Below are 25,510 nucleotides of genomic sequence, written 5' to 3' on the forward strand. Positions count from 1 at the left end.
ACCTGATTAAGGTTGTTTTTTTATTATTTGATATTAATTTTTTGATGTAATTATGGAATCAATTAACCGCCAAAACGTCTCATAAATTATCCTTAATCTCTATTTTTAAGTTATTACATTTAATTATCATGATTACAAATAATTTTTGACATTCTTCTTAAAAACAAATTATTTAAAATTCCACCCTAATGTCAAACCAAATGCTGCCGGTGTAATTTTAGCATTTTGTTCAGTACTATACAAACCATTGACCTTTCTATCATTGGTTGATGTTGGATTAAATCCTACGTAAGACTGATTATTTTTTTGGTCAAGTATCGTTCCATGTCCTTTTTCGAGAAACATTGCCACATATAAAGAATTCTTTTTTACGATATCAAATGTAAATCCAAACTCAAAAGAACTCATAAAAATTCCTTTTGTTTCATATTCCCCTGATGCTGCATAACTGCTCTCCTGTCCTATTCCATATTCAGGTAAATCATCAATTGTCAAATTAAAATCAGGATAATAAGCAGTACCATTTACATTATCCGCAGTTGCTTTTATTTTATAACTAACAGGCAAAAAATACTTTACTCCTGCTCTAAAATTAAAATCGATTCCTTTATTGATGTTCATTTTTAATTGCAAAAAAAGCGGAATCTGAACGGCTTGTAATGTTTGTTTTTCTTTATAATTACTGGTAGTAACATTGTAAATAAATGCCGAACCAGAAGCATCTACTTCATAATTTGTTAGTGTGCTGGAAGGAGAAACCAAAGACAGGTTTTGCTTGTATTGCGAAAATTCTATTCCTGAACCAATTCCGATATTTTTTGTAAAGGAATAGATATATCCTGCTTTTACAGCTCCTCCCATTTTAGTTTCGGCTATTGTTCCATCTACATTACTTTCAAGATTACCTGCTCCAGCTTGTACGCCTATATAAAATTGAGCATTAGCAACTGTAGAAAATAGTATTAATATAATTCCTAAAATGTGTTTACTATTAAATTTCATGTATATTATTTTTTTACCAGAATAATCAATCCCCATTTAATAAAAATGGGGACTTCATACTCTTTCATTATTTAGTTTTTCACTAAAAGGTTTTTTGTAAATGTTTTACCATTTGCTAAAGTCATCCTAACAATATAGATACCTTCAACTGCTGGAGCCAGTAAAGTTGTCTCGTTTTCATTAGTTGATTTTTGATCTACCAATGATCCGCTTATTCCAAATACCTCAACGCGGGCATTTATCATTTTAGCAGCTTCCAAATTGGTAATCAATTGATAACTAGCATTAGGTCTAACAGGATTAGGATAAATTCTAATTGTTTCCAATGTTCCTGTTGAAGATATAGTTAATGGACAAGACGTTATTACTGTTCCGTCTAATTTTGTTGCAACTGCGTAATATGTACCATTTAAACCTCCAACTTCTTTATAATATTGCAAAGTTTGACCTACAACCAGAATTCCGTCTTTGTACCAAGTATACGATTTAAATTCTTTTGAACTATTGTCAAAGAAAATAACATTATCAAACTGTTGCTTGATCAAATTTGGTTGGCTATTTAAAACTGGCAATACTATAGTTTCAGCAGCATTGTAATTGTTATTACCCGCCTGTGAAGCTGAAACAGTTCCTGAACCAGGATTATTAAAAATCAACTCATCATTAGAAATTGTTACCACATTTTCATTAGAAGAAACATAACTTATCGGTAAACCACTATTCGAAGTAGCCGTTAAAATACTTGTCGTTGCTCCTTCACAATTTGAAACTAAAGTTTGGTTCCAGGTAATTACCTGATCTGCTTTGGTAATTTCAAAGTCTTTGCCATTATAGGTAATCGAATAATTGTTACCTGCAGTCAAGGTTCCTAGTCCTATTGCATAAGTTCCTGTATTCTCTCCAATTGTTCTTTTTAAAACACCTGAGAAAGTATCATTTCTAACTAAACCAGGTAAAACCGAATAGGTTAAAGCTGGATCTACTGTTCCATAAACTTTTGTTTGAAAAGCATCTGCCGTTACGGTGATTGGTTTTGCTGTGATAGCAAAGGTATCTGAACCTGTTAAAGTTACAAGATAGTTAGATCCTGCTGTTAAACTGCCAATAGTATAAGTATAAGTTCCAACATTCTCACCGTTTGCTCTGCTTAAATTACCGCTGAAAGTATTTCCAGTTAATAAAGTTTCGCTTGAAGTATAAGTGAAAACAGAATCTGCATCACCATATACTTTTGTTTGTGAAGCATCTGCTGTTACTGTTATTTCTCTTGGTGTAATTTCAAAATCTTTACTTTCAAAAGTAATGGTGTAATTAGATCCGACGCTCAAATCTCCTTGTTTGATAGCATAAGAACCTACATTCTCTCCAATTGTTCTTTCTAAAGCTCCTGTGAAAGTATCATTTCCTACTAAAGCTGGTGAAACCGCATAAGTAAGAACTGGATCTGTTGTTCCATAAACTTTCTTTTGAGAAGCATCAGTCGTTACTGTAATAGGTTTTACTGTAATCGCATAATCTTTACTTGTATAATTAATAGCGTAATTAGATCCTGCGCTCAAAGTTCCTTGCCCTATTGCGTAAATACCAACATTTTCTCCCGAAACTCTGGATAAAGTTCCCGTAAATGAATCTCCGTTTTCTAAAGCTGGTGTGAATGAATACGTCAAAGCGGCATCATTATCTCCATATACTTTAGTTTGCGAATCGGCAGTAACTGCAATTGTTTTGGCAGTAATTTCAAAGTCTTTACCTGTATAGGTAATTGCATAGTTGGTACCTGCTGTTAAGGTTCCTTGTCCTATTGAATAAGTTCCTACATTTTCTCCAATTGCTCTTTCTAAAACTCCAGAAAAAGTATCATTTCCGACTAAACCAGGAGAAACCGAATAAGTTAAAATCGGATCTGTTGTTCCGTATACTTTTATTTGGGAGGCATCAGCAGTTACTGTGATTGGTTTTGCTGTAATAGCGAAGGTATTTGAACCAACCAAAGTGACAACATAATTCGATCCTGCTGTTAAACTGCCAATAGTATAAGTGTAAGTTCCAACATTCTCGCCGTTTACTCTGCTTAAGCTTCCGCTAAAAGTATCTCCAGTTACCAAAGCTTCGCTTGAAGTATAGGCAAAAACAGGATCAGCATCACCATATATTTTTGTTTGTAAAGCATTAGCTGTTACCGTGATTTCTTTTGGTGTAATTTCAAAATCTTTACTTTCAAAAGTCATTGTATAATTTGCTCCTGCACTCAAACTTCCTTGTTTGATGGCATAAGTTCCGATATTCTGTCCAACTTCTCTGGATAAAGCTCCTGTGAAAGTATCATTTCCTACTAAAGCTGGTGAAACCGAATAGCTAAAAACTGGATCTGTTGTTCCGTATACTTTTGTTTGAGAAGCATTCGTAGTTACAGTAATAGCTTTTGGTGTTATTGTGTAATCTCCACCAATATAATTAACACTATAGTTAGAACCTGCGCTCAAACTTCCTTTTGTAATAGCATAATTACCAATATTCTCTCCCGAAACTCTGGATAAAGTTCCTGTGAATGCATCTCCACTTTTTAAAGCTGGTGTGAATGAATACGTTAAAGCGGCATCATTTTCTCCATACACTTTAGTTTGTGAATCAGCAGTGACTGTAATTGTCTTCGCAGTAATTGCAAAATCTTTACCAATATAAGTAATGGCATAATTAGTACCTGCGGTCAACGTTCCTTGACCTATGGCATAAGTCCCTACATTTTCTCCTGTTATTCTTTCTAAAACACCTGAGAAAACATCATTTCCAACTAAACTTGGTGAAACAGAGTAAGTAAGAGCTGGGTCTGTTGCTCCATATACTTTTGTTTGAGAATCATCTACCGTTACTGTGATTGGTTTTGCCGTAATTTTAAAATCATTAGCAACATAGGTAAGACTATAATTAGCACCTGCACTCAATGTTCCCTGTGCAATTTTATAAGTTCCTACGTTTTCTCCTGTTATTCTTTCTAAAGTACCTGTGAATGAATCTCCAGTTACTAAAGCAGGAGCAACAGTGTAGGTCAAAGCTGGTTCCACTGCACCATATACTTTTGCTTGTGAAGCATCAGCAGTTACCGTGATTGTCTTTGATGTAATTTCACCTATTTGTCCTGAAACAGTCTGAGAATTTAAAATATAATTCGAAACATCATTTCCACTAATTGTTAAGTTTTCAACTGTTATAGTTTTATTTGTTCCTACATTTTTAGTATCATATGCTCCTGATGACGAATTGCTTACAGTTACATTTTCATTTACTTCAATTCCTGTGATTTCAAAATTAGCAGCGGTTAAAACTGCATTAGTTGTTCCGTCAAAGATTTTGGTTGCATTTCCTTTCAATGAAACCTCTATTTCTTTAAGTTTCACTTCTGCTATATTAGCTACTAAAGTGGTTGCACTTAATACATAGTTTTTAGAAGCAGTTCCGGATAGTTTTAAATTGTTAATAGTAACTTGCTTGTTTACTCCAACATTTTTATTATCTAAATCACCGGCAGCAGGATTATCTACTAGTACATTATCACCAGCAACAACTCCTTCCAAAGCAAAATTATTAGCATTTAACGCTATAACAGCATTGGCATTATAAACTTTTGATATTTCACCTTGTACTACCGCATTTATAGTTTTTGGTTCTATAATTAAATCGGCTTCAACTACTTTATCGTTATAATTTGGTTTGCTTAATACAGCATAAACCCTGTAAGTACCAACCTCAATTTTGTTGTTATTAGTATAATTTACAGATACCTGATTAGGAAGACTACCTTGAATCGCTAATGATTTTTCGCTTCCGTCATAAGTAAAGGTATTGGATGCCAGAACGAAATTATCTGTTAGATTGCCTTTTACAATTGTTAATTTAGCAATAAGCTGTTTGTTATTGTAATTTATTCCTCCGTTAATATTAACTGTAACATTATAAGAGCCCACATTGATATTATCATTATTGGTATAAGTTACTGTAGCTCCATCAGGAAGTACTCCATCAATCGATAATCTTTTAGGAGTACCATCATAAACTTCTTCTTTTTCTAATAAAAATATTCCACTTGGAAGATCCGTTTTATTAATTGTCATAGAAGTCGTCAATTCAAACGTGTTGTAATTAGAGCCTGAAATTGTAGCTTTTACATTGTTATAAACACCCGCATTCTTTTGCGTGTTTGAGTAAACTACACTTACTCCTTCAGGCAAAGTTCCTGATACATCAGGATGTTTATCAAAACCATCATAAGTAAATGTATTTGATGGAAATGAAATCCCTAAAAGGTCCTTTTTATTAATTTTAAGTGTATTAGACAATGTAATATCATTATAATATTCACCTCCGTTAATAATTGCTTTAACAATATAGTCACCTGCATTTATTTGTCCGTTTCCTTCATAAGACACAGTAGCTCCTGCTGGTAAAGCTGAAACATTTAGATATTTTGCAGCACCATCATAAGTGTATGTCTCTGGTTGTAAAGTGGCAGAAAAGTCTCCTTTTCCTACTGTAAGTTTAAAGCTTTTAGTTGCAGGAGCATAGATTTCATCTCCATTTTGCGCAACTGTTATTGTCGCTTGCCCAACCCCTACGATATGAATTTTGTTATCTTTTGTAATGGAAGCCACATTAGTATTACCGCTACTATAGGTAAGCGCTGAAAGGCCACTTGATGCTGTTCCAATTACAAAGTCAGCATCTGTATATTTTTTCGTGATATCATCGGCAGTAATTGTTTGCATTACCTTAGACTCATAACATCCCATGTCTATGGTAGTGCTTTGAAAACGAGTGTTACCTGCAATATCTTTACTACCTCCAATTACTGTATCATACAACGTATTATCTCCTTTGTTGACCGCCGCAGATGTTGTTTTTAAAGCAAAGTTAAATGCATTTGCATCAACAAAATCAGCAGGCTGTGCATAGAAATTATTAGCTAATGTCATTGAAGTATATGAAGACTGAGCTTTAGACAGCAAAGAGTTTTTAATTGTAACTGTCCCTCCTTCTCTATTTATATCATTGTTACCCGGAGTATCTCTGAAAGCAGCATTAAATACTTCTAAGTTCGAAGCGCCAATGGTAAAAAGATGAGATGCATTAGTTATATCATCTCCAAAAGTAACATTAACAATTTTTACAGTAGCAGCATTTACCCCTATCGAAGTACCAGTTGCTCCAGCATGATAAGCTGAATTACTATAAAAGAGTGTATTATATATTGAAACATTAGAATTATCTGTAACATACATACCACCAGCTCTAAAACCTGAAGTGTTTTCTGAAAGAATACAGTTTTTTACAATAAGGTTAGAACTGTGTACACGTATTCCTCCTCCATATTCTCTGGTAATAGCCTTTCCGTTTATTGTTACAGTTCCCTCTGTCGCATGTGCCGCGCTTGCCGCTGCACCTTTTACGATACTGAAACCATCAATCTCGTTATTGCCTGTTGAATTAGATACCGTAATAATATGATTGATGATAGACTGCCCATCCAAAATCGTTTTATTCTCCTGAATACGTCTGTCCGTTAAACTCTCATCAGTGATATTTCCGTCAAAACCTCCATATAGTTTTACGCCGTCTAATAATAAGAAACTATTGTCTCTTCCTTCGTCAATAAAGTTGGAGTTATCTCTTGCGCTGTATTTTGGTGTATAAGTACCTTTAGCGACATAGATTTTATTTACAGTATTTGGTGTATTGTTATTTAGAATGGTAGCATGACGTAAAGCTAATGACAAATCGTTTAACGCTAATTCCCATGTAGAACCATCACCGCCAACTGTTCCTTGTTTTACATACAATATGTTATTGGTCAACTTAGTATTAGGTACTATTTTTAAAGTTCCTGCTGCATAAATAAAACTATAATTATTAGAAGATAATCCGCCTGGTACTATACCATCGGTATAAATACCAACTTCTGTTTTACCTACTGCATTACCTGAATATGTAAGTGATCCTGTCAACTTCGTACGATCATCACCGTTAACAAAACCTGTATAGTTTACATCATAATCTGCAGTTGGCATTGCTAAATTATTGGCAAATTTAGTCTTATCGTTTGCTTTTACTGTTAAGGTTGCTTTTCCTACAGTTAGAACAAAAGTCTTTTCTGTTGGCGCATAACTTTCATTACCAGACTGAGTGATTGTAATAGTAGATGTACCCGTATTTAGTATCTGAATTTTACCATCTTTAATAACAGCAACATTCACGTTACTACTTTTAGTATAAGTTAATGGTAAACCACTGCCAACTGTTGCTGACGGATGAATAAAATCTAAATCTCCATAGATTTTTGCTACGTCATCAGCTGTAATGTTTTGAACTGTTCGCAATTCTTCTGCACCAACATCAATAGTTCCTGATAAACGGCTATATCCGTTGATATCATAAGTTGACAGACTATTAAAAGTGTAGTATGAATTTTGTCCTTTATCTTTTGCGTAACTGTCTTCTCTTAACGCTCTAGTATTTGTTTTAAATATTGCATCAAAAGTAACGGTCGCACCATTGTTATAAATACCTTCTGTTATGTTATCATCTTTTTGAACAATACTATTATAAGAAACTATTCCGCTGGAAACCCCTTTGTTGTTATTCATGTATATAGAATTGTACAATGAGGTTACAGAATTTGTAAGATTGACAATTGCTGGAGCATCTCCATTGTTTCCGGATATCGATCTATTATCTGTAATGGTACAGTTATATAATTTTGGATTACTATTATTAACACTGTACATAGCCGAGCCATATCCATAATATCCGGCATTCCCAGCTTCGTTTCCATCGACTCCAACTTTATTATTGGTAATAATACAGTTTATAAGTACTGGATTACTGTTATCGTTGTATATTCCGCCACCATATGTTCTGCTTAAATAGTAAGGGAAAGGAAACAATGAATTATCCTTAATTATACAGTTCACAATAGTAGGAGAACTATTTTTATTATAAATACCTCCTCCTTCATAAGCAATATTAGCAGAAGACCCTCCGATCGTGAATCCATCAATAATGTCGGTATTAGTTAATCCATTATCATTGTTTTCGATTACCCTGTTTCCTCTGGCTCCCTGAACAAGAATAGTCTCCGCAAATTTTCTTTTATGAGAAAGTGTGGTAACACCTTTATCCGGATCAAAACCTCCGTACATATTAACGCCCTTAAGCATATAAAAACTCTTGTTATCTACAGACGTATACTGCCCAACAGATACAAACATTTTCGTTGCTTTAGTTGCACTTGTGCTTGAATTAATTATTCTTGCTATTTCCAGCGCATCTCTAACTTCTCCAAGAGCATTATTCCAGGATGTTCCATTACCTGTTGCTCCTTTTTTAACGTATAAAGTACCATCCGTTAGGGTAATATCTGGTTCAATTCTTAAATTACCATTAGTGTATGTAATATTATACTTAGAAGATGCATATCCTGACGGAATTATGATGTAATTAGTACCTATGTTAGTAGCGTCTACAGCAGTTCCGCCATACGTCAGAGTTCCTGTTAAACTATTATCCGGAGTATCCGCAAAAACAAACCCGGAATAAGACACCGTGAATCCGGTAAATTTAGCACCATCCTGAATTTTAACTTTATTATCTGCACTTACAGTTAACACTCCTTTATCTACGGTTAACAAGAAACTCCCGCTAACAGCATCATATTCAGTAGTATTACCTGGTTGATTTACTGTTATAGTCGCTGTTCCAACATTTAAGATTTTAATTTTACCATTTTCAATTGTAGCGACAGCATTATTATTAGAAGATGTATACTCTAATGGTAATCCGCTTGATGCAGTACCGTGTGTAAATGGCTCATCTCCGTATTTTTTTGTAAGAGCAGCCGCTGTTATGGTTTGAACTTTATTTCTCTCAAAAGCTCCCATATCTACAGTTGTATCAATAATACGGGATTTGCCTTTTAAATCTTTGGTTGGTAAAATCAAGTTAGCTACATTATTTTTACCTGTATTTAGAGCAGGACTGGTAGTTGATAACGAATAATTCGTATCAAAAACTGCAGTTGTGCCGGTAACATTGCCTATACCTTGTATCAAACTGTTTTCATAAGAAGGATTACTGGCATTATTAACAATGTCTGTACTATTTTTTACACTAATTGTATTTACAATTCTTGCAGAAGAACCATTTGCATTATACAATGCCGCTCCTTGCGCACCAGTGTTATCCGCTATAGTAGCATTAAGAAGTGTAGGCAACGATGAATTGTTGTACATAGACGCACCATTTGGCGCTGTATTGCTAATAATTAAGCAGTTAGTCCATGTTGTATTGGCGCTTTCATTATATACTGCACCTCCGTTTGCAGCAGCATTATTTGCTCTGATGATACAGTTTTCAAATTTTGCCGTAACATTTTTATTGTATATACCACCTCCATTAGCGGCATTACCATTCGTAATTGTAAAACCGTTCAAAAGAGCATTGCTGGTTAAGCCATTGCCATCATTTTTAATAACCGAAGCATTATTTCCTCGTAAAATACTTCCATCGTTTAAATTACCGGTAATACGCTGATGTGTTAGATTTGTAATAGCATTATCAGGGTCAAATCCACCATATATTTCTATATTTTTAGGCATTATGTATGACTTTCCTGAAGCCGGTTGATAGGTTCCCTTAGCTACAAATATTTTTTTAACCTTTTTAGGATCATTATCATCTGTATGTACGGAGTTAATATTAGAAGCTCTTGTTAAAGCAACTTCCAAATTACTTAAGGCGCTATTCCATGAAGTACCATCTCCGTTTCCGTTTTGTTTTACATATAAAATGTTATCATTTAAAATTAAATTCGATTTAATTTCTAATGTTCCTTCTTCATACAAAACGGTGTATTTAGTAGAAGTAATTCCTTGAGGAATAATTTTATAAATACCCGGCTCAGTTGCAGTAGCGGCATCACCTGAAAAAGCAAGAGTTCCAGAAATACTATTTGCCTGACTATCACCAGACTCAAACCCTGAATACGTTACAGTATAATTACTATTTCCGTAAACATTTCCATCAAATACTTTTACTTTATTAATAGCTTTAATTGTAAGCGGTATTTTGGTTACATTCACAACTACTTTAGTTCTAATACTTTCGCAATTATTAGCATTAGTTTGACTCACCCAATAAGTAGCAGAATTTTCAGATGACATATTTAAAGAAGGAACTGCTGTTAATGCTGTACCATCTTTTTCTTGTGTATACCATTTTAAATTACTCCCGTTTACCACAATTTTAGCTCCAGATTGGCCAATAATAAAATTTTGCGGAGACTGTGCAGTTGGAGCCTCTGTAGAACTTATCGACACCGTAACACTTGCTCTATCACTCTCACAACTATTAACCGTTTGACTTGCGTAATAGGTATTACCAGAAACTAAAGCTGTATTACTTGCCAACGGACTTCCTCCTACAGCCTGACTATACCATTTAATGTTTGAACCTGTTGCTTTTAAATCGTTTACAATAGCTTCATTACAAAAAGATTGTGCTGCAACAACAGTCGGTATTGTTTTGCCAGACGCACCCAATTCATTTTCATAAGCACCAATATCAATGGTACTTACTTTTCTATTCTTTCCTGCAAAATCGGTATTTGGGTATTCACTTGTATATAATGAATTATTCCCTTTATTTATTATGGAACTACAGCCTGTTAAATTAAAATTATAATTGGCAGCATCAGCAAAATAAGGGTTCGTTTCGCGAATATTATTGTTTTTATTCACAAATTTATTTTGATTATCGTACCTGAAAGAATTATTCTGAACATCGGCAGAAGTATTTGAACCGTTAAGTTCTTCAAGAATATTATTGTAGAGCTTTACTTTTTTACTAAACGTGTAAATACTATAACCAGGTTTCTCATTCCAAACAGTGTTATTTATAAAATCGACAGTTGAATTATCATAAAAAACAGCTGTAAAACTTTCATTTCCTGTGAAAACATTATTATAGAATTTATTTACACCTTCAATCACGGCAATGATACAGCCTGATTGTCCGTTACTATCTAGGGTTCCAACATTATTTTTAACGGTATTGTTGAAAAATTGGCTTTTCTTATACGTTTCAACATCTAAAACAGCCCCTACATTAGATTTATTTCCAACAAATGAATTAGTATGTATATCAGCTGTAATTATGTTCGCTAATAATATTCCCCCACCTCTTTCAACAGCATTGTTGCTTTCGAAATTGTTGTTGTTTATAGTTACCTTAGCAGTAACATTATCCCCAATGGCATTGGCATATATTGCCCCTCCAAATTTGGTAGCAGTATTGGTATTGAAAGTATTATTATTAATAACAGAATTAACTGTAATCGTTTCAAAATTAATTGCACCTCCAAATTTAGTAGCAGTATTTCCCGTAAATATATTATTAGAAATCTTAATATTATTATCATTAGCAGATACTACAGCACCTCCAAATCCAGAAACAGAATAACTGCTTGTATCTGTAACACTATTTCCTGTAAATGTATTTCCGTTTAAAGTAGTTACGTTTTTGTTTTCAAGTAAACACATAGCACCTCCTAACAAAGAACTATTTCCTGAAAATGTGTTTCCTGAAAAAGTAATACCATTTGTTTGAACTATAAACGTTCCTCCTCCTATACTTTTTAAAGCTTTGTTATTACTAAAATTATTTGATGTTAGTTCTGCATTTATAACTTTGCGAAGCATAATAGCTCCTCCACCTCCAGCAATTGTAGTAGAAGCCTCCATCAAAGCGTTGTTACCGGTAAATGCACTATTCGTAATTTTAAGATTACGTATATTTTCGTCAGCATAAATAGCACCTGCAACATCTGCACTATTGTTATCAAAAGTACAATTATTGACAATCCTCGATGACGAATTATCCTGACTCACTTTTTCAATATAAATAGCCCCGCCATAGCCGGTACCAGTCTTAATTTTATTCGCCAGGTTATTACTAAATGTTACATTACTTAGATTTAAAAGTTTTCCATCTAAATCAGAAATAGCTCCCCCCAGAGGCGCGCTGTTATTATTAAAATTTCCTCCTGTAATAGTCAAATAACTAGCACTGGAGTTAATTGCACCACCATTATCTGTCGCTATGTTATTAGTAAACGTACAGTTATTAAGAGTGGCATGAGCACCTTCCTGTAAGCATATTGCCGCACCGGTTATTCCTTTATTATTTTTAAATGTTACATTTTCTAATGTCAAAGCGCCTTTAATATTGTATATAGCACCTCCATTACTTTTTGGGTAAGAAGTGTTAAGTATTTCCGTTATTGTCATGTCTCCTCCCGGAACTGAAGGTATGCCAGGTAAGCCACTAAATCCTGCCAATTGCAAACCAAATGAAGCATAATTGTAATAAGGGCTTTCTGTCATTGAAACAAACCAATCCGGGTATTTGTCTTTGATATTATCATTAATAGAGTTTCCTTTAGTTTCTGTAGATATTTTATAAAAGTCCCATATATCAGCTCTTCCATCACTAATGGTTAGACCGTTTAAATAGTAATTCTCATTCTCTTCAAGAGCATAAATCAGTATAACATGATGTGCGTAGTTTCCACCACCTAGATTTCCACTAAGTATGGTTTCATTTACAGTAATGTTTCTTTGAGAAAGATTTGTTTCATTACCAATAAAACCACCATATAATTGTACCCCTTTTTTTAGCCCAAAAGTGTTGTTCCTGTCCTGTGCACTGTTGTTTGGTGCTAAAGCAACTTTAGGAGTGTATGTTCCTCTGGCAATCCATATTTGAGTACCACTGTCAGATGAACTAATCACTTTCTGTAAGTTGTCAGAAGCATTATTCCAAGAACTTCCGTCTTTATTTCCAGAACCATTTACAGTTACATATTTTATTGTTTGAGATTGTAATAAAACAGTAAAGAAAAAGAAACAAGTTACAAGCGTGTACCTTGACAAATTGGGTTGCTTTCTAAAAAGCCTAAGATCTTTCGTTTTCTCCAGACAGAAATGCCATATAAAAACTAAAGACTTTAAAATCAATAAGTAGTTTTTTTCCATAAAAAGTAAGTAATAAAATTGATTTATATAGTTTGGTTATTTGTGAAACTGTTATTTACAGCGTTAGCTTAAACTGTAAATTTTAGATACATTTAATGAGAAGGAAATTTTTTCATTAAAGACTGCCTGTCTGACATTCGTTTTAAATAATTCTTTATCCAAACTAAACATCTTCTTAGAAGTTTGAAAAGAAGTCAGACACTCAACAATATTTCTAAGACATGAAATATTGGTGTTTTGAAAGGTTATAGATGAACTAAAGCACATCAAAAATAATGGTAGATACATTTTTTTCAAGTAGGATTAAGTTTATTTGTTCTATGGAGGACTAAGATTAAATGGGGCGCTCAATATATACCTCAAAACTAAAAATATCTTCGTTTATCACCCTATTTAATAGGGTGGACAAAAAAGAGACATTTTTAAATGGCTATGCATTTTAGTCTACAAATTGTCTTTTTAAAAAAACGCCAACCTTATAATCAACTCATATTTAGTTATCAAATAAAATGCAAATCATGTCAAACTAAATTTTATCTGGTAATACCGATTCTGAACGTCTTTTCGGTTAAAAAAATAAAAAATACAACTTATGCTTATCTGTAAATTATATAAGAAATACCGTATAAACATATAAGTATTAAACCAGATGATTTTATAAATTTAAAGTTTAATCTACCTGTCATGAGAAATGCCCCTTTATCCATGCCTCATACTGAATCCGAACGTTTAGACATCTTAAGACGTTACAGCAATATGCTGGAAACACTTCCCGGATATGCTTTTGATGATGCCACTTCTTTGGTATCCTACATCTGCAGTGTACCGATTGCCTATATTGCTTTTATAGACGAAAATCGCCAGTGGTTCAAATCTGAGATAGGTCTTGGATTTTCTCCTGTACCTCGTGAGATTACTTTCAGCCGTTATACCATAATGGATTCTTCTCTTGTTGAAATCCATGATACGTTGCTCAGCGAACGTTTTAAAGATGATTCTGACGTTAAAGGAGGTCTAAAAATAAGATTCTATGCCGGAATGCCTTTAATTACTCCCGAAGGTTACGTTGTCGGAGTTTTATGCGCTGCCGATCATCAACCTCGCACTCTAAATGAAAACCAAAGAAGAGCGCTTCATATTGTAGCACGCCATGTTATCACAACCTTAGAACTTGGTATAAAAAACAACGAACTACTTGGGCAGAAAAAAATTGCAGAAAGTGCCATTTTGGCCAAGGAATCTTTTCTAGCCAATATGAGTCACGAAATCAGAACCCCTCTTAATGCTATTATTGGATTTACTGAGCTTCTGGCAGGAACCAAACTCGATAAACAACAACAGGTATTTGTACAAGATGTACAGACGGCAGGAGAAAATCTTCTGTTAATCGTAAATGACATACTCGATCTATCCAAAATTGAGTCAGGTGGACTTTCACTTGAATTACAACCTTTCAATTTAAAGAAATCATTACGACATGTATATGACCTGCTAAAGGTAAAAGTTCCTCATGGTGTCGAATTCAACTTGTTTCTGGATGCCGAGCTCCCTGAGATCATCACAGGCGATCAAGGCAGATTGAATCAGATCATGGTGAATTTGGCAGGAAACGCGCTTAAATTTACAAATGAAGGTGAAGTAACTATTTCTGTTAAAAATAAAGGAGAAACAGAATATGATTATTTAATACGATTCTCTGTTAGAGATACTGGAATCGGAATTCCCAAAGAACATCTTGACAGCATCTTCGAACGATTTAGACAAGGTCAGGAAGGCATTACAAGAAAATTTGGAGGAACTGGTCTGGGACTAAGTATTGTAAAAGAATTAATAGAACTGCACAATTCCAAAATACAGGTTAAAAGTCGTGAAGGAATAGGGTCAGAATTTTATTTCACAGCCGCTTATAAAAAACCAATCAATATAAAAAAGACTCCTAAAATACTTCCTGTAAATGATCTGGGCAGACTTAAAATACTATTGCTGGAAGACAATCGTTTAAACCAGAAACTGGCGCAGAACGTCATTGAAGGATTTGGATTTGAGATTGATACTGCCGAAAATGGAGATGAAGGCATAAAGCTGCTTTCTAAAAATCACTATGATTTGGTATTAATGGATCTTGAGATGCCTGTCCTTGACGGCTATCAGACAACCCGTTATATCCGTGGCGAACTCAAAAATGAGATTCCAATTATAGCCATGACAGCACATTCTCTTGCTGGTGAACAACACCGTTGTCTAAATGCAGGAATGGACGGTTATGTACCAAAACCTTTTAAACAACACGAACTTCTGGAAGCCATCAAACAAGCCTTAAAAAAAGAGAAACGTCCTTTTATTCCTTCCAAAGCCGATTTATCAGCAATTGAACAAACTGACCTTGTAAAACCTGGCTGGAAAAAAGAAGTAACCTCACAGTTTATTGAGAAAGCTCCTCTTGAAATAAAACAACTACAACAGGCTGTTTATCAAAAAGATTTTAGACTAGTATTGCAAACCGCAGAGCAACTTCAGGTATGGCTGCATCTTTTCCTTCTAAAAAGTCTAAGTACAGAACTCTATTTTATTGAAAATCAGGCTCATAAAAAAGAATTTACTGCTGAAACTGCAAACAATCTCGATATACTTCACTGCAGCATTCAGGAAATTATAAAAGAACTGCAAAAAGAAAAAAACAGTTATTAGCAAAAACTTTACAGGTTCCAACCTTATCTTTTTCGATAAATAGAAGTTTATTTTAATGAGAAGTCCCCATCTTGATAGTAATCTTTGTATCGGTTGCACCAACATTAAATTTTGCCTCTTCGTATTTAGGAGGTCCCATAAATCCTTTTGCGTTATTAGAGCACGCTACTGGCTCTTTGGGCATTCCTATAAAATACTTATCCAGTTTGCCATTACTATTCTTGTCTTGATATACCAAAACCGTATATTCTCCAGTTGGAATTCCTGTAAATTGAACTAAAGCAGTATTTACTTTGATTACAGATGAACCCGTTTTGTATGCTTTTTTTAGAAAGTTTTCTTTAGAATTGTATAATTCTGCTACCAATACTCCTGTGTTGTCTTTTAAATTAGAAACATTAATCGTAAGATTTGAGTTTTGTGCCAATGCGAAAGTGCTGCTTAGCAGAAAAACGGAAACGAAGAATTTTATAATGATTGTTATTTTTGATTGTTTAAGGAATAGAAAAATGATAACAATATTACCAAGAACCTTCAACGTCAGCTATGATTTTTATCATGTTGTTTTTCATTCCTTGATAACAAAAAGATTCGTTTCTATTTTTCTAAAATTCCATAAAAAAAGACAGCTATAAAAAATACCTGTCTTAATCTGTAAGCAAATAACATTCAAAATAAATTACTGTTTATACCTGCTTCTATAGCTTTGCTAAGAATTTGATACAGTATTGATTATTTACTGAAATCATAACTTAGTGCAATGCCAAGTCCAAACTGAAATGTTGATACATAATCATTAACAGCCACTGGTCCCCAATAATAGTCCCAGTAATAATCATATCCAACAGCTGCCGACATAGACTGTAGATAAGCATGAAGATTAATTGATACTGGCGAATTGGTTTTTACTTTTACTCCCGCTTTAACCTCCCATGCAAAATACGTTCCGTTGCCACTTCTTGGCGTTTCTAGTATGGCTACCCCTGCACCCGCACCAAGAAAAGGAAGTGCCTTCTGAGAGCTTGAGCCAAAATAATAGGTGTAATCTGCCAGTATGTAATTGATAGCACCTTTATCATCACCGGCATTAAGCTGAGTTCCTGCAGGAATACTGCCTTCGCTTAAAGGAATTTTTGTATACAAAGGCATTCTCGTATCAAGTCTGTTATATTTTAACTCTACGGAAGCATTATCCATTATAAAATATTCCAGACCAATTCCATACTCAAAACCATCTTCTACTCTTGCGTAGGAAGAATCAAAATCTACTCTGTCGGAAAAAGTATATCCTCCGTACAGATTAAGCAAAAACGATTGGCTGCTTTGTGCCGACACCGCAAGCGAAAACAAAAAAAATACAACTAATACATGATACTTTTTCATAATTTTTAATTTTAGTTTGTAATAATGGAGTTATTATTAAAGCCCGTTAGTTAATAGAAAATGAATTAGTTATTGAATTAAGGCCTTATTTCTATCCAAAGTTATTTTACTAAAATAATTTTATGTAAAAATGCGAAGCCAATTAGGTTTCAAATTATAAAATGAAACCATATTATGGGATATTTACATTAAAAACAGGCAACTTATTACAAAACAGTTATTTAAAACTCAATAAAATCAGTTTTTAAAGTTGGAGTAAAAGAATATTTTATTCCGTTGCAGCATCAATCCGATGCGTTTTCTTGATTTTCTCTACTCCTCTTTCTTTTATTAGTTCGGCTGCATCGAGCATTTTGATTAAATGAATGTAAGGTGTCGTTACGTCAGATTCTGGATATCCGTCAATGGGAGACAAAGAATGTTCTAGGATTAGACCTAGAAATAGTTCAAATTCTTCCAACGTTTTTTCTTCAAATGCTTTTTGAAATACAATAAAAGGATTTTCATATTCTTCTTTTGTTAGGGAAGAAAGCTGAAAAACTGTTTCATTTTGTGAAGGCTCTTTTACTTTCCATTTTCTGCTTTTCTCTTTCAGACAAAAACCAACTTTAAAGAATGATTTGATTACCTTATACAAAATGAAAACATCAGAAGGATTGTCCTGTTTATACACTTTTGTTTTATAACTGTACATTAGCATCTCACTTACATTCTGTTTGTAATAATCCAGGTGTGCAAAGGCAAAAAAGAAATGAATGGCTTTAAACGCATTTTTTGCCTCATTCCCAGCCCAAAAACTGGTTTCTAAGGCTATTTTACTCTTTTTCATTCTCAATCGATTTAAAATTTTGTAGCGAAATTCTGTTGTTTAAAAAGAATAATCCATTCTAGAAACATCTATAATATTCTGACAAAATAATTATCGTTTGAGATATTTTTTTATCTTTGAAACTCACGATTGTTAGCCCAAATGGCTTTATATTTGAGCCTATAGAAAACCAATATTCATTATGGAACAGAAAATACATCAGGGAAGAAACGTAAAACGTTTTAGAGAAATGCTTAACATCAAGCAGGAAGCTTTGGCTTATGATCTGGGCGAAGACTGGACGCAAAAGAAAATTTCGATATTGGAGCAAAAAGATGTAATTGAAGAAAACCTGCTAAAACAAATTTCTGCTGTATTAAAAATTCCTGTTGAAGCTTTTCAAAATTTTGATGAGGAACAAGCGATAAATATTATTTCAAATACTTTTCATGAAGGATCTGTTGCTAACAATTCTGGATATATCAATTGTACTATTAATCCAATTGATAAATTGATTTCGCTTCACGAAGAAAAAATTGCTTTGTATGAAAGGATGTTGAAGGAGAAAGATGAGATGATGGTTAGGTTGGAGAAATTGATTGGGAAATAAAACTTATAGAAAAATAGTAATTTTAGAAAGAGGCTTAAAAAAGTCTCTTTTTTGTTTTGGAAGTGTTATAACTCTGAAGCCTGGAACCATTATATAAAAACTCCTAAGAGAGAAGATATCATATAAAATCATACTTTTCGAAAGACAATGAAAATGCACTTGTCCAATCTCCCCAATCTGGCGACTCGTCCAAATATCCACTATAAAAAGTCAATTCCCCATCATCTACAATTACAGTTGGGAAATTAAGATGGTATTCATTAATTAGCTCTATATTTTTTGCCATATCTTTTCCAATAATTTCTAGTATACATACATTCTTATTTTGATCGTTATTATATTTATCGATAAACTTTAATGAAATTGAATTCTCATCGATTTTTCGAACTTCTGTTAGTATTGGATATTTATTTATGATTTTCATTTTTATAAAATATTATATTAAATCTTTGACTAGTAATCCTCTGCTAGCGCGAGCGTCCCGCTCGTGCACAGACGAAGAAGATTAATTACTAATCTCTAAAATCAGTACAAATTAAAAAGATAATTTTTTCAGGACGAGACAACTTTGCGTTCACGAGCGAGACGCTCGCGCCAGCGGGGGCAATTGGGTATTAAGGTTGTGGTCCACAATCAACCTCACTTAATAAATTTCCATTTTCATCCCATTCTTTATAAATGCCATACAAACGATTATCCTTTCCAAAATGTTCATCCATAATTTGGGCGTTATTATAATATAGAGCTATTCTGCCCTCTTTACTGCCATTTTTTGTAATGAATTCTCCTATCAATACTCCATTGTTGTTATATTCTACGATTGTACCTGTAAAAGGAAGACCATCATAATGGTATGTTAATCCCCCTCCCGCATCTACATTGGCAATTTCTATATTTTCAAAATTTACATTCATTTTATTTATTTATAAAAGTTAATAAGTCTGTTATATAAAAACAGTCTACGCATCTTTGTTGTAAATCCGCGCTATCGTTGTGGAGAAAAATCTGCGCAATCAGGTTAAAATTCTCTTTCTAATTGAGCAACATACTGAGTTTGTGTTAAATTGAAATCATTAGATTCTAATACTAAACTAAAAATTATATTATTCAAAGTAATTAAAAAATGAGTATCTGATGTTGGCCATCTTTTATATTTTGATGGATTGACTTTTATTGTAGCAAAGGCTTCACCAATTATTGCTTTATAATCATCACCTGCAAGACATTGTTCTTTGAATTTCTTAAGTTCTATTAAAAAATCTCTCAAGCCTATAGTAGATACTTCATATCTTTCTACTTTGTCAAAATCTCCATATCGAGATACTGCTACTTCAGAAAATACATGAAACAAATCTGTACCCCAATCTAAATACTCTAGGTCTCCAGAAATAACCGCATTTAATTCTGCTAGTGTCTTTGTAATCTCATTTATTGACATTTCAGATAAAGATGATGCTTGTTCTAAATCTGAAGAACCAACTCCAATCATTACATATCTTTGTGTATAATATCTTGTTACTGTTAATTGATACTCATATGACATATTTGATCTTTTAATGTTGCAAATGTGCTATCGTTGCGGAGCTAAATTTACTCGATTGGAGTTTAAAATTCACTTTTTAATTGAGCAACATATTGACTTTCTTTTAAATTGAAATCATTAGGTTCCAAAACCAAAGTAACTGTTATATTATTCAAGGTAATTAAATAGTATATATCTGATGTTGGCCATCTTTTATATTGTAGTGGATTGTTTTTTATTGCGGTAAATGCCTGACCTATTATAGTTTTATAATGATCCCCTGCATGACATTGTTCTTTAAAATTCTTTAGCTCTATTAAAAAATCTCTCAAGCCTAAGGTAGGCACTTCGTATCTTTCTACTTTGTCAAAGTCTCCGTACCGAGATATTGTAGCATCGGAAGATACATAAAATAAATCTGTACCCCAATTCAAATAATCTAGGTGTCCTGCAATAACTGCATTTAATTCACTTAAAGTTTCTGTTATATGCCTTAAACCCGATAGCGCGGATTTGCAATCCGTACCCACAACAGTAAGACACAAAGCAAATCATTAAAACAAAATTTACGTTTTTTTATTTACCGTTCGTTAGCGCAGATTTGCAATCTGTGCCCGCAAAGCTGAGTAAACTCAAAAGTTAGCAAGTTTCAGAATAAGTATAACAAAACAACCTCTAAATCATTTTCTAAGCCTGAATAATTTCTTGCCGAGCTAAAATAATAATCCTCAGCCGAACTGACAGTTTTGTCTTTTACAGGATTATTATGGATGTAATCTATTTTTTGCTTTATAAACTTATTGCTGTAAATATGTTCTGCATGGTAACCATTTGCCATACTTTATAAGCCTGATTCTTTTTTAAATGTTCACATGCTTTCTGGAAATACTCCAGCATCCATTCTCTTCTGCTTTCGGGTTCATCTATTATAGTCTGTATTATTTTTTTTGATGTAAATTTTTTAAAATCTCTAACAATATCAGATAATACAAAACCATTCGTCCCTTTACAGAGCAAATGAATATGGCTGCTCATAATGAAATAGGCATAAATTTCTAAACCTTTATTGTCCTGACAATATTTTAGTGCATTTATTAAAATATTTTTTTGATTTAGTCTTGTAAATATATCTATCCATCCTACAGCAGTTATTGTTATAAAATATGCTTCCTCGGTTGTTGTTGCTTTGTATTTTGTCGACATGTCTTTTTTCCTATAAAAATAAAAAGTATAGCATGAAATTTTACTTTTTATTTGTAGAAGTTTGAAGGAGTCACTTTGCGGGCACAGATTACAAATCTGCGCTATCGTTGCTGAAATATATCTGTGCGAACATTTTTTTTAAAAGAGTACTCTCCAATCTTTGCGGGCACGGATTGCAAATCCGCGCGATCGATGCCGAGATAAATCTGCGCGATCGGGTTGCAAATCCGCGCTATCGTTGCGGAGATAGATCTGCGCGATCGGGTTGTCACTTTGCGGGCACAGATTGCAAATCTGCGCTATCGATGCTGAAATATATCTGTGCGAACATTTTTTTCAAAGAGTACTCTCCAATCTTTGCGGGCACGGATTGCAAATCCGCGCTATCGTTGTGGAGCTAAATCTGCGCGATCGGGTTACAAATCTACGCTATCGATGCTGAAATATATCTGTGCGAATATTTTTTCAAAGAGTCCTCCCAAATCTTTGTGGGCACAGATTACAAATCTGCGCGATCATTGTGGAGCTAAATCTGCGTGATCGGGGTTGCAAATCCGCACTATCGTTGTTTTTTTAATATTTATAATCGATTTGCATATCATAATTTGTTGAAATCCAAGTTCCTTTGATCATCTCTATAAGAGCATTTAATATTTTAGTTAATTCTGAAACAGGAAAGGGGTTCCTACTATATAATCTTTTGAAATCTTCGTCTTCAGTAGGAACTGATTGTAGTTGAAATATGGATATGTGTGTTCCTAGGCTTTGCAAATATGTTTTTATATTTTGTAAAGCTACAATCATAGATTGTTTTTCAAGATTATTTTCTACAAATCCATACCAGCCTAATGAAACACTACCACAAGAATATCCGTCGATTTGGAATTTTATTTCGTCTAATAACTGATTTTTATTGGTAAAATTATATTCAGTTTTTTTTATTTCATCATACATATAATGAAAAGCTAATTGCATAAATGATTCATGTATCCAAAAGCCCTTATGATCTTTATATTCAATAAATGTTGTTGCCATAATATTAATAATTTAATTTTATTAGATAATTATTGTTGTTGTACTGTGAAAAATATGTTTCAACATATAAATCTATTTCATTTTTTAGATAATTCGAATTTTCGCCAATTGATTCAGAGATTTTATCTAAATATTTATAACCCGATAGCGCGGATTTGCAATCCGTGCCCACAACAGTAAGACACAAAGCAAATCATTAAAACAAAATTTACAAAAAGTAATATGCTTTTTTTTTACTTACAACCAAAACTAATCAATCTTTGCGGGCACGGATTGCAAATCCGCGCTATCGTTGTGGAGATAGATCTAGGCGATTGGGATATTGTATGGATAATATGCCCCGAGCCTATGGCTCTCTAAATTAGGGCATATCTATTTTTTAACCGGATTAAAATCCGGCCCTACAAAATGTACCGAGCCTATGGCTCTTCTCAAACAATAGAAAGCCTATTGACAAACATTAAAAAATTCTGTTGCAATGAAAATATATTCCAGCAATAGATTTTATTTCTTTCAAATAATAAATAGCAGTTCACAAAAGTTCCGTAGGAAAGACAAATATTGTAGCAACGGATTTTAATCCGTTGAAATCAATTAAAGCCTTTTAATAAAGTTCCGTAGGAACGATACATTTTGCAATCAAACCCCGATAGCGCGGATTTGCAATTCATGCCCGCAACACTAAGATACAAAACAATCATTCAAACGAAAATTACACAAAGTAATATGCTTTTTTATATTTACAACGAGAACTAACCAATCTTTGCGGGCAAGGATTGCAAATCCGCGCTATCGTTGCTTTCTACATGCAATGATTTTTGCTAATTGTATCGCCCTGAAAAAGTTTAAATAGCTCAAGAATCTCCCCTGGAAAAATAAACCAATTAAAATCATTATAAAAAATTAAAAATCGACTAATGAAAATATAAGCACGAAAATCTATCAAAATATTTTTTACTGTTTAGTAACTAATAAAAGTCCTGCACCAATGTTTACTGTTGAAATTATAAAATTCTCATCATTTTCAATGAGCGAAATAAATTCTGAAACATCATCTTTATGAGATAAAACGTTATCAACGATTAACAAACTTCCTTTTTTATCAAGTAATTTTTTTAGATTAATCCAATATTCTATATAATATTTTCTTTCTGCATCCAAAAATATAATTTCAAAAACAGGATCAGCTTCAATTAAAAAGTCTTTTACATCAGTAGTTATTAATTCAACATTTTCAATTAGCTTAAAACTAGTCAAATATTTTCTTGCCAATTCAGTTCTTTTTGCTTCTATTTCAATTGTAACTAATTTTCCATTCGTTCTTTTTAAAGCATCCGAAAACCATAAAGTTGAAAATCCATTTGATGTACCTAGTTCTAAAACATTTTTACTTTGTTGGGTTCTAATTAGTATTGATATAAATTCAGCAGATTCTGGTTCTAGATTTCTCCACTTTTCAATTCTGTCCACCTTTTTACCATCTTCTTCCTTAAATTGATTATATAGCTGTAGAATTTCCAGTTTAAGTTTTTGTTCCATTTTTTAGTTAAAAATACAATTTATAATATTCAGTAATAGTTTAAATTTACAAGTTTACTTTTTTTTGATTGTCCTCAGATCGCGCAGTTTTGTAATCGGTGAACGCAAAGTATATCGTAACAGATGAAAAAAAACGAAAGGTTTTGGGATCCCACAGCTATCCAGATTAACTCTTTGAAAAGTTAAACTAAGAGAAATAAAAGATAAATGCTTTAAGATTTAAGCGAACCTGACCGCAAATCTGAAAGACTAGAAAGTAATGCCGAAGGCTCAACATACAATGGATTTTTGCTAATCTTTCCATCCTTGATTACGTAAGGATGTGTAAGTAATATATCTTTAAGTGTACTTTCACTGAAACTACTGATATCGTACATACAAATTAAGGAACAAGAATGTTTTGGAGTTAGTAGATTTAGTCTCGCTTCATACTCTAACAGTTCGTCTGTTCCTGGTAGGTTTTTGAGTGCCCACACCATATCACCACACGCTCTAACACTATCATACCCAGCTCTTGAAGATGATAATAAAGACTTTTCCAGCAAATCATACATTTCATCTGCAACAAACTTACCACCATTGATATAAGTGTTTTCAGAAGCCAAAACTTCCAATTGACCTCTAAGCAGTTTTTCAGTAATCGATATTCCGTTATCAGTCAAACAGCGGCAATGCTCACCATGACGGTTTCCTTCTAGAATATTAATTACTTTATCATTCTTTTCCAGTCCCTCCAAAATATAAGGAATAATTACTTCATATTGCTGTTCTCTCGAATCGAAAAAACCACAAATGTGCATTGGAGCTGACAATGATTCTCCACATACCGAAAAAGGTGCCTGTTTGTTCATATATCAAATATACGTAATTAATTTTCATCAACAAATTAACAACAACCGATATTCAGCATCATTTTCTCTAGGTGCTCTATGAACACAAGGCAAAACTTCCTGCTCGGGATGATCTACAGCCAGTCGCCAAAGATGTCCTAATCCTAAATTAATAGGTTCTGCATTTTCATGAAGCTGATAATGTAAATCGAAAAAATTTTCCTTTAAAAAGTCTTCGAAATCTTCGTCTGGTCCATCGTGGAGTTCTTTTAGCTTGGCGCGGATTTCTGGAATCAGAATTTTTTGTTCTGCCTGCGAATTTGCAACAATATCACTTGCAGCTCCGTGATAGGTACATAAAAAAGTATCTGTTGCAATAGGCGAACGATCTACATGAAACGAATACACATCGGTAGAAATGAAATCAAATTCATCATCACGTTCGTAACACTTCAACAAATTAAGAGAAGGTGAAGCACCAAAATCCGTTAATAATTGTAAATCATTTAGGATTATTTCCCTTGCTATATTTCCTTTTTCTGAAAGTTGAAGTGCTACTAAATCTTCAGGAGAAACTTCTGTAATATTTTCTTTTAAGGATAACTTTTCTGCAATCTCTTTGAAATCACCATCCAAATTTCTGTACCAGCAAAGTGCATTCATTTCTCCCTTGAAATTGGTATGTACCAGATCAACGAAAGAAGATACTGTTTGAACTTGATGGTTTTCAGAAAAGGTATGGTTCACTAGTTTTGTTTTTGTTTTAAAAGCTTTATATAATACAAAAAGAATACCCAGCCAAATAGTAAT

Annotated in this window: 15 protein-coding genes and 1 pseudogene; 2 read left to right on the forward strand and 14 right to left on the reverse strand. The window is 33.4% G+C overall.

Annotated elements, in window-relative coordinates; all coding sequences use genetic code 11:
* Positions 1-168: 168 nt before the first annotated feature.
* Together GSY47_RS04180 and GSY47_RS04185 are read right to left on the reverse strand one after the other, a co-directional pair.
* The gene (locus GSY47_RS04180; RefSeq protein WP_179003717.1) at positions 169-1,002 is read right to left on the reverse strand and encodes a hypothetical protein; all 834 of its coding nucleotides are present in this window, start codon (positions 1,000-1,002) and stop codon (positions 169-171) included.
* 71 nt (positions 1,003-1,073) lie between these two features.
* Positions 1,074-13,082 (reverse strand): MBG domain-containing protein, encoded by a 12,009-nt coding sequence (locus GSY47_RS04185; protein WP_179003716.1) that lies wholly within the window; start codon positions 13,080-13,082, stop codon positions 1,074-1,076.
* Positions 13,083-13,766: 684 nt separating this feature from the next.
* On the opposite strand from GSY47_RS04185, the gene GSY47_RS04190 reads away from it, so the two are divergent.
* Positions 13,767-15,770, forward strand: a complete 2,004-nt coding sequence (locus GSY47_RS04190) for a GAF domain-containing hybrid sensor histidine kinase/response regulator (RefSeq protein ID WP_246611259.1) — start codon at positions 13,767-13,769, stop codon at positions 15,768-15,770.
* A 52-nt stretch (positions 15,771-15,822) separates the two neighbouring features.
* Here the strand turns inward: GSY47_RS04190 and GSY47_RS04195 are convergent, their stop codons facing one another.
* From GSY47_RS04195 to GSY47_RS04205, 3 genes are all read right to left on the reverse strand, one after another.
* Entirely contained in the window at positions 15,823-16,197 is a 375-nt protein-coding gene (locus tag GSY47_RS04195) for a DUF2141 domain-containing protein (protein ID WP_246611260.1), read from the reverse strand.
* A gap of 305 nt (positions 16,198-16,502) precedes the next feature.
* Complete coding sequence (locus tag GSY47_RS04200; protein WP_179003715.1) at positions 16,503-17,153, reverse strand: outer membrane beta-barrel protein; 651 nt, start codon at positions 17,151-17,153, stop codon at positions 16,503-16,505.
* Between the two features lie 268 nt (positions 17,154-17,421).
* A complete protein-coding gene (locus GSY47_RS04205) occupies positions 17,422-17,982 on the reverse strand; it encodes a hypothetical protein (RefSeq protein WP_179003714.1) in 561 nt (186 codons plus the stop codon).
* Positions 17,983-18,163: 181 nt separating this feature from the next.
* Between GSY47_RS04205 and GSY47_RS04210 the strand changes: the two genes are divergently transcribed.
* A complete protein-coding gene (locus GSY47_RS04210; protein ID WP_179003713.1) occupies positions 18,164-18,571 on the forward strand; it encodes a helix-turn-helix domain-containing protein in 408 nt (135 codons plus the stop codon).
* A gap of 118 nt (positions 18,572-18,689) precedes the next feature.
* Here GSY47_RS04210 and GSY47_RS04215 read toward each other — a convergent pair whose 3' ends face one another.
* The 9 genes and pseudogenes from GSY47_RS04215 to GSY47_RS04255 all read right to left on the reverse strand — a co-directional run bounded on the left by GSY47_RS04215 (position 18,690) and on the right by GSY47_RS04255 (position 25,447).
* Complete coding sequence (locus GSY47_RS04215; protein ID WP_179003712.1) at positions 18,690-18,857, reverse strand: hypothetical protein; 168 nt, start codon at positions 18,855-18,857, stop codon at positions 18,690-18,692.
* Between the two features lie 328 nt (positions 18,858-19,185).
* Positions 19,186-19,485 (reverse strand): toxin-antitoxin system YwqK family antitoxin, encoded by a 300-nt coding sequence (locus tag GSY47_RS04220; protein ID WP_179003711.1) that lies wholly within the window; start codon positions 19,483-19,485, stop codon positions 19,186-19,188.
* 104 nt (positions 19,486-19,589) lie between these two features.
* Positions 19,590-20,114: a hypothetical protein gene (locus GSY47_RS04225; RefSeq protein WP_179003710.1), complete on the reverse strand. Its 525-nt coding sequence runs from the start codon at positions 20,112-20,114 to the stop codon at positions 19,590-19,592.
* Positions 20,115-20,176: 62 nt separating this feature from the next.
* On the reverse strand, positions 20,177-20,638 hold the full coding sequence (locus GSY47_RS04230) for a hypothetical protein (protein ID WP_179003709.1): 462 nt from the start codon (positions 20,636-20,638) through the stop codon (positions 20,177-20,179).
* Positions 20,639-20,742: 104 nt separating this feature from the next.
* Positions 20,743-21,296, reverse strand: a pseudogene (locus tag GSY47_RS04235) (REP-associated tyrosine transposase).
* A gap of 573 nt (positions 21,297-21,869) precedes the next feature.
* Positions 21,870-22,331, reverse strand: a complete 462-nt coding sequence (locus tag GSY47_RS04240) for a hypothetical protein (RefSeq protein WP_179003707.1) — start codon at positions 22,329-22,331, stop codon at positions 21,870-21,872.
* Between the two features lie 954 nt (positions 22,332-23,285).
* Positions 23,286-23,870 (reverse strand): O-methyltransferase, encoded by a 585-nt coding sequence (locus GSY47_RS04245; protein WP_179003706.1) that lies wholly within the window; start codon positions 23,868-23,870, stop codon positions 23,286-23,288.
* Positions 23,871-24,082: 212 nt separating this feature from the next.
* Entirely contained in the window at positions 24,083-24,721 is a 639-nt protein-coding gene (locus GSY47_RS04250; protein ID WP_179003705.1) for an MEDS domain-containing protein, read from the reverse strand.
* Positions 24,722-24,748: 27 nt separating this feature from the next.
* Positions 24,749-25,447, reverse strand: a complete 699-nt coding sequence (locus GSY47_RS04255; RefSeq protein WP_179003704.1) for a DUF1826 domain-containing protein — start codon at positions 25,445-25,447, stop codon at positions 24,749-24,751.
* Between the last annotated feature and the right edge of the window lie 63 nt (positions 25,448-25,510).

This window comes from Flavobacterium quisquiliarum (assembly GCF_019308285.1).
Lineage (GTDB): Bacteria > Bacteroidota > Bacteroidia > Flavobacteriales > Flavobacteriaceae > Flavobacterium > Flavobacterium quisquiliarum.

Excerpts from the sequence above, each read along its gene's own strand:
- GSY47_RS04220 (WP_179003711.1), bottom strand. The coding sequence starts at position 19,485 with ATGAATGTAAATTTTGAAAATATAGAAATTGCCAATGTAGATGCGGGA.
- GSY47_RS04225 (WP_179003710.1), bottom strand. The coding sequence starts at position 20,114 with ATGTCATATGAGTATCAATTAACAGTAACAAGATATTATACACAAAGA.
- GSY47_RS04240 (WP_179003707.1), bottom strand. The coding sequence starts at position 22,331 with ATGGCAACAACATTTATTGAATATAAAGATCATAAGGGCTTTTGGATA.
- GSY47_RS04180 (WP_179003717.1), bottom strand. The coding sequence starts at position 1,002 with ATGAAATTTAATAGTAAACACATTTTAGGAATTATATTAATACTATTT.
- GSY47_RS04250 (WP_179003705.1), bottom strand. The coding sequence starts at position 24,721 with ATGAACAAACAGGCACCTTTTTCGGTATGTGGAGAATCATTGTCAGCT.
- GSY47_RS04245 (WP_179003706.1), bottom strand. The coding sequence starts at position 23,870 with ATGGAACAAAAACTTAAACTGGAAATTCTACAGCTATATAATCAATTT.
- GSY47_RS04210 (WP_179003713.1), top strand. The coding sequence starts at position 18,164 with ATGGAACAGAAAATACATCAGGGAAGAAACGTAAAACGTTTTAGAGAA.
- GSY47_RS04200 (WP_179003715.1), bottom strand. The coding sequence starts at position 17,153 with ATGAAAAAGTATCATGTATTAGTTGTATTTTTTTTGTTTTCGCTTGCG.
- GSY47_RS04215 (WP_179003712.1), bottom strand. The coding sequence starts at position 18,857 with ATGGCAAAAAATATAGAGCTAATTAATGAATACCATCTTAATTTCCCA.
- GSY47_RS04185 (WP_179003716.1), bottom strand. The coding sequence starts at position 13,082 with ATGGAAAAAAACTACTTATTGATTTTAAAGTCTTTAGTTTTTATATGG.
- GSY47_RS04205 (WP_179003714.1), bottom strand. The coding sequence starts at position 17,982 with ATGAAAAAGAGTAAAATAGCCTTAGAAACCAGTTTTTGGGCTGGGAAT.
- GSY47_RS04190 (WP_246611259.1), top strand. The coding sequence starts at position 13,767 with ATGAGAAATGCCCCTTTATCCATGCCTCATACTGAATCCGAACGTTTA.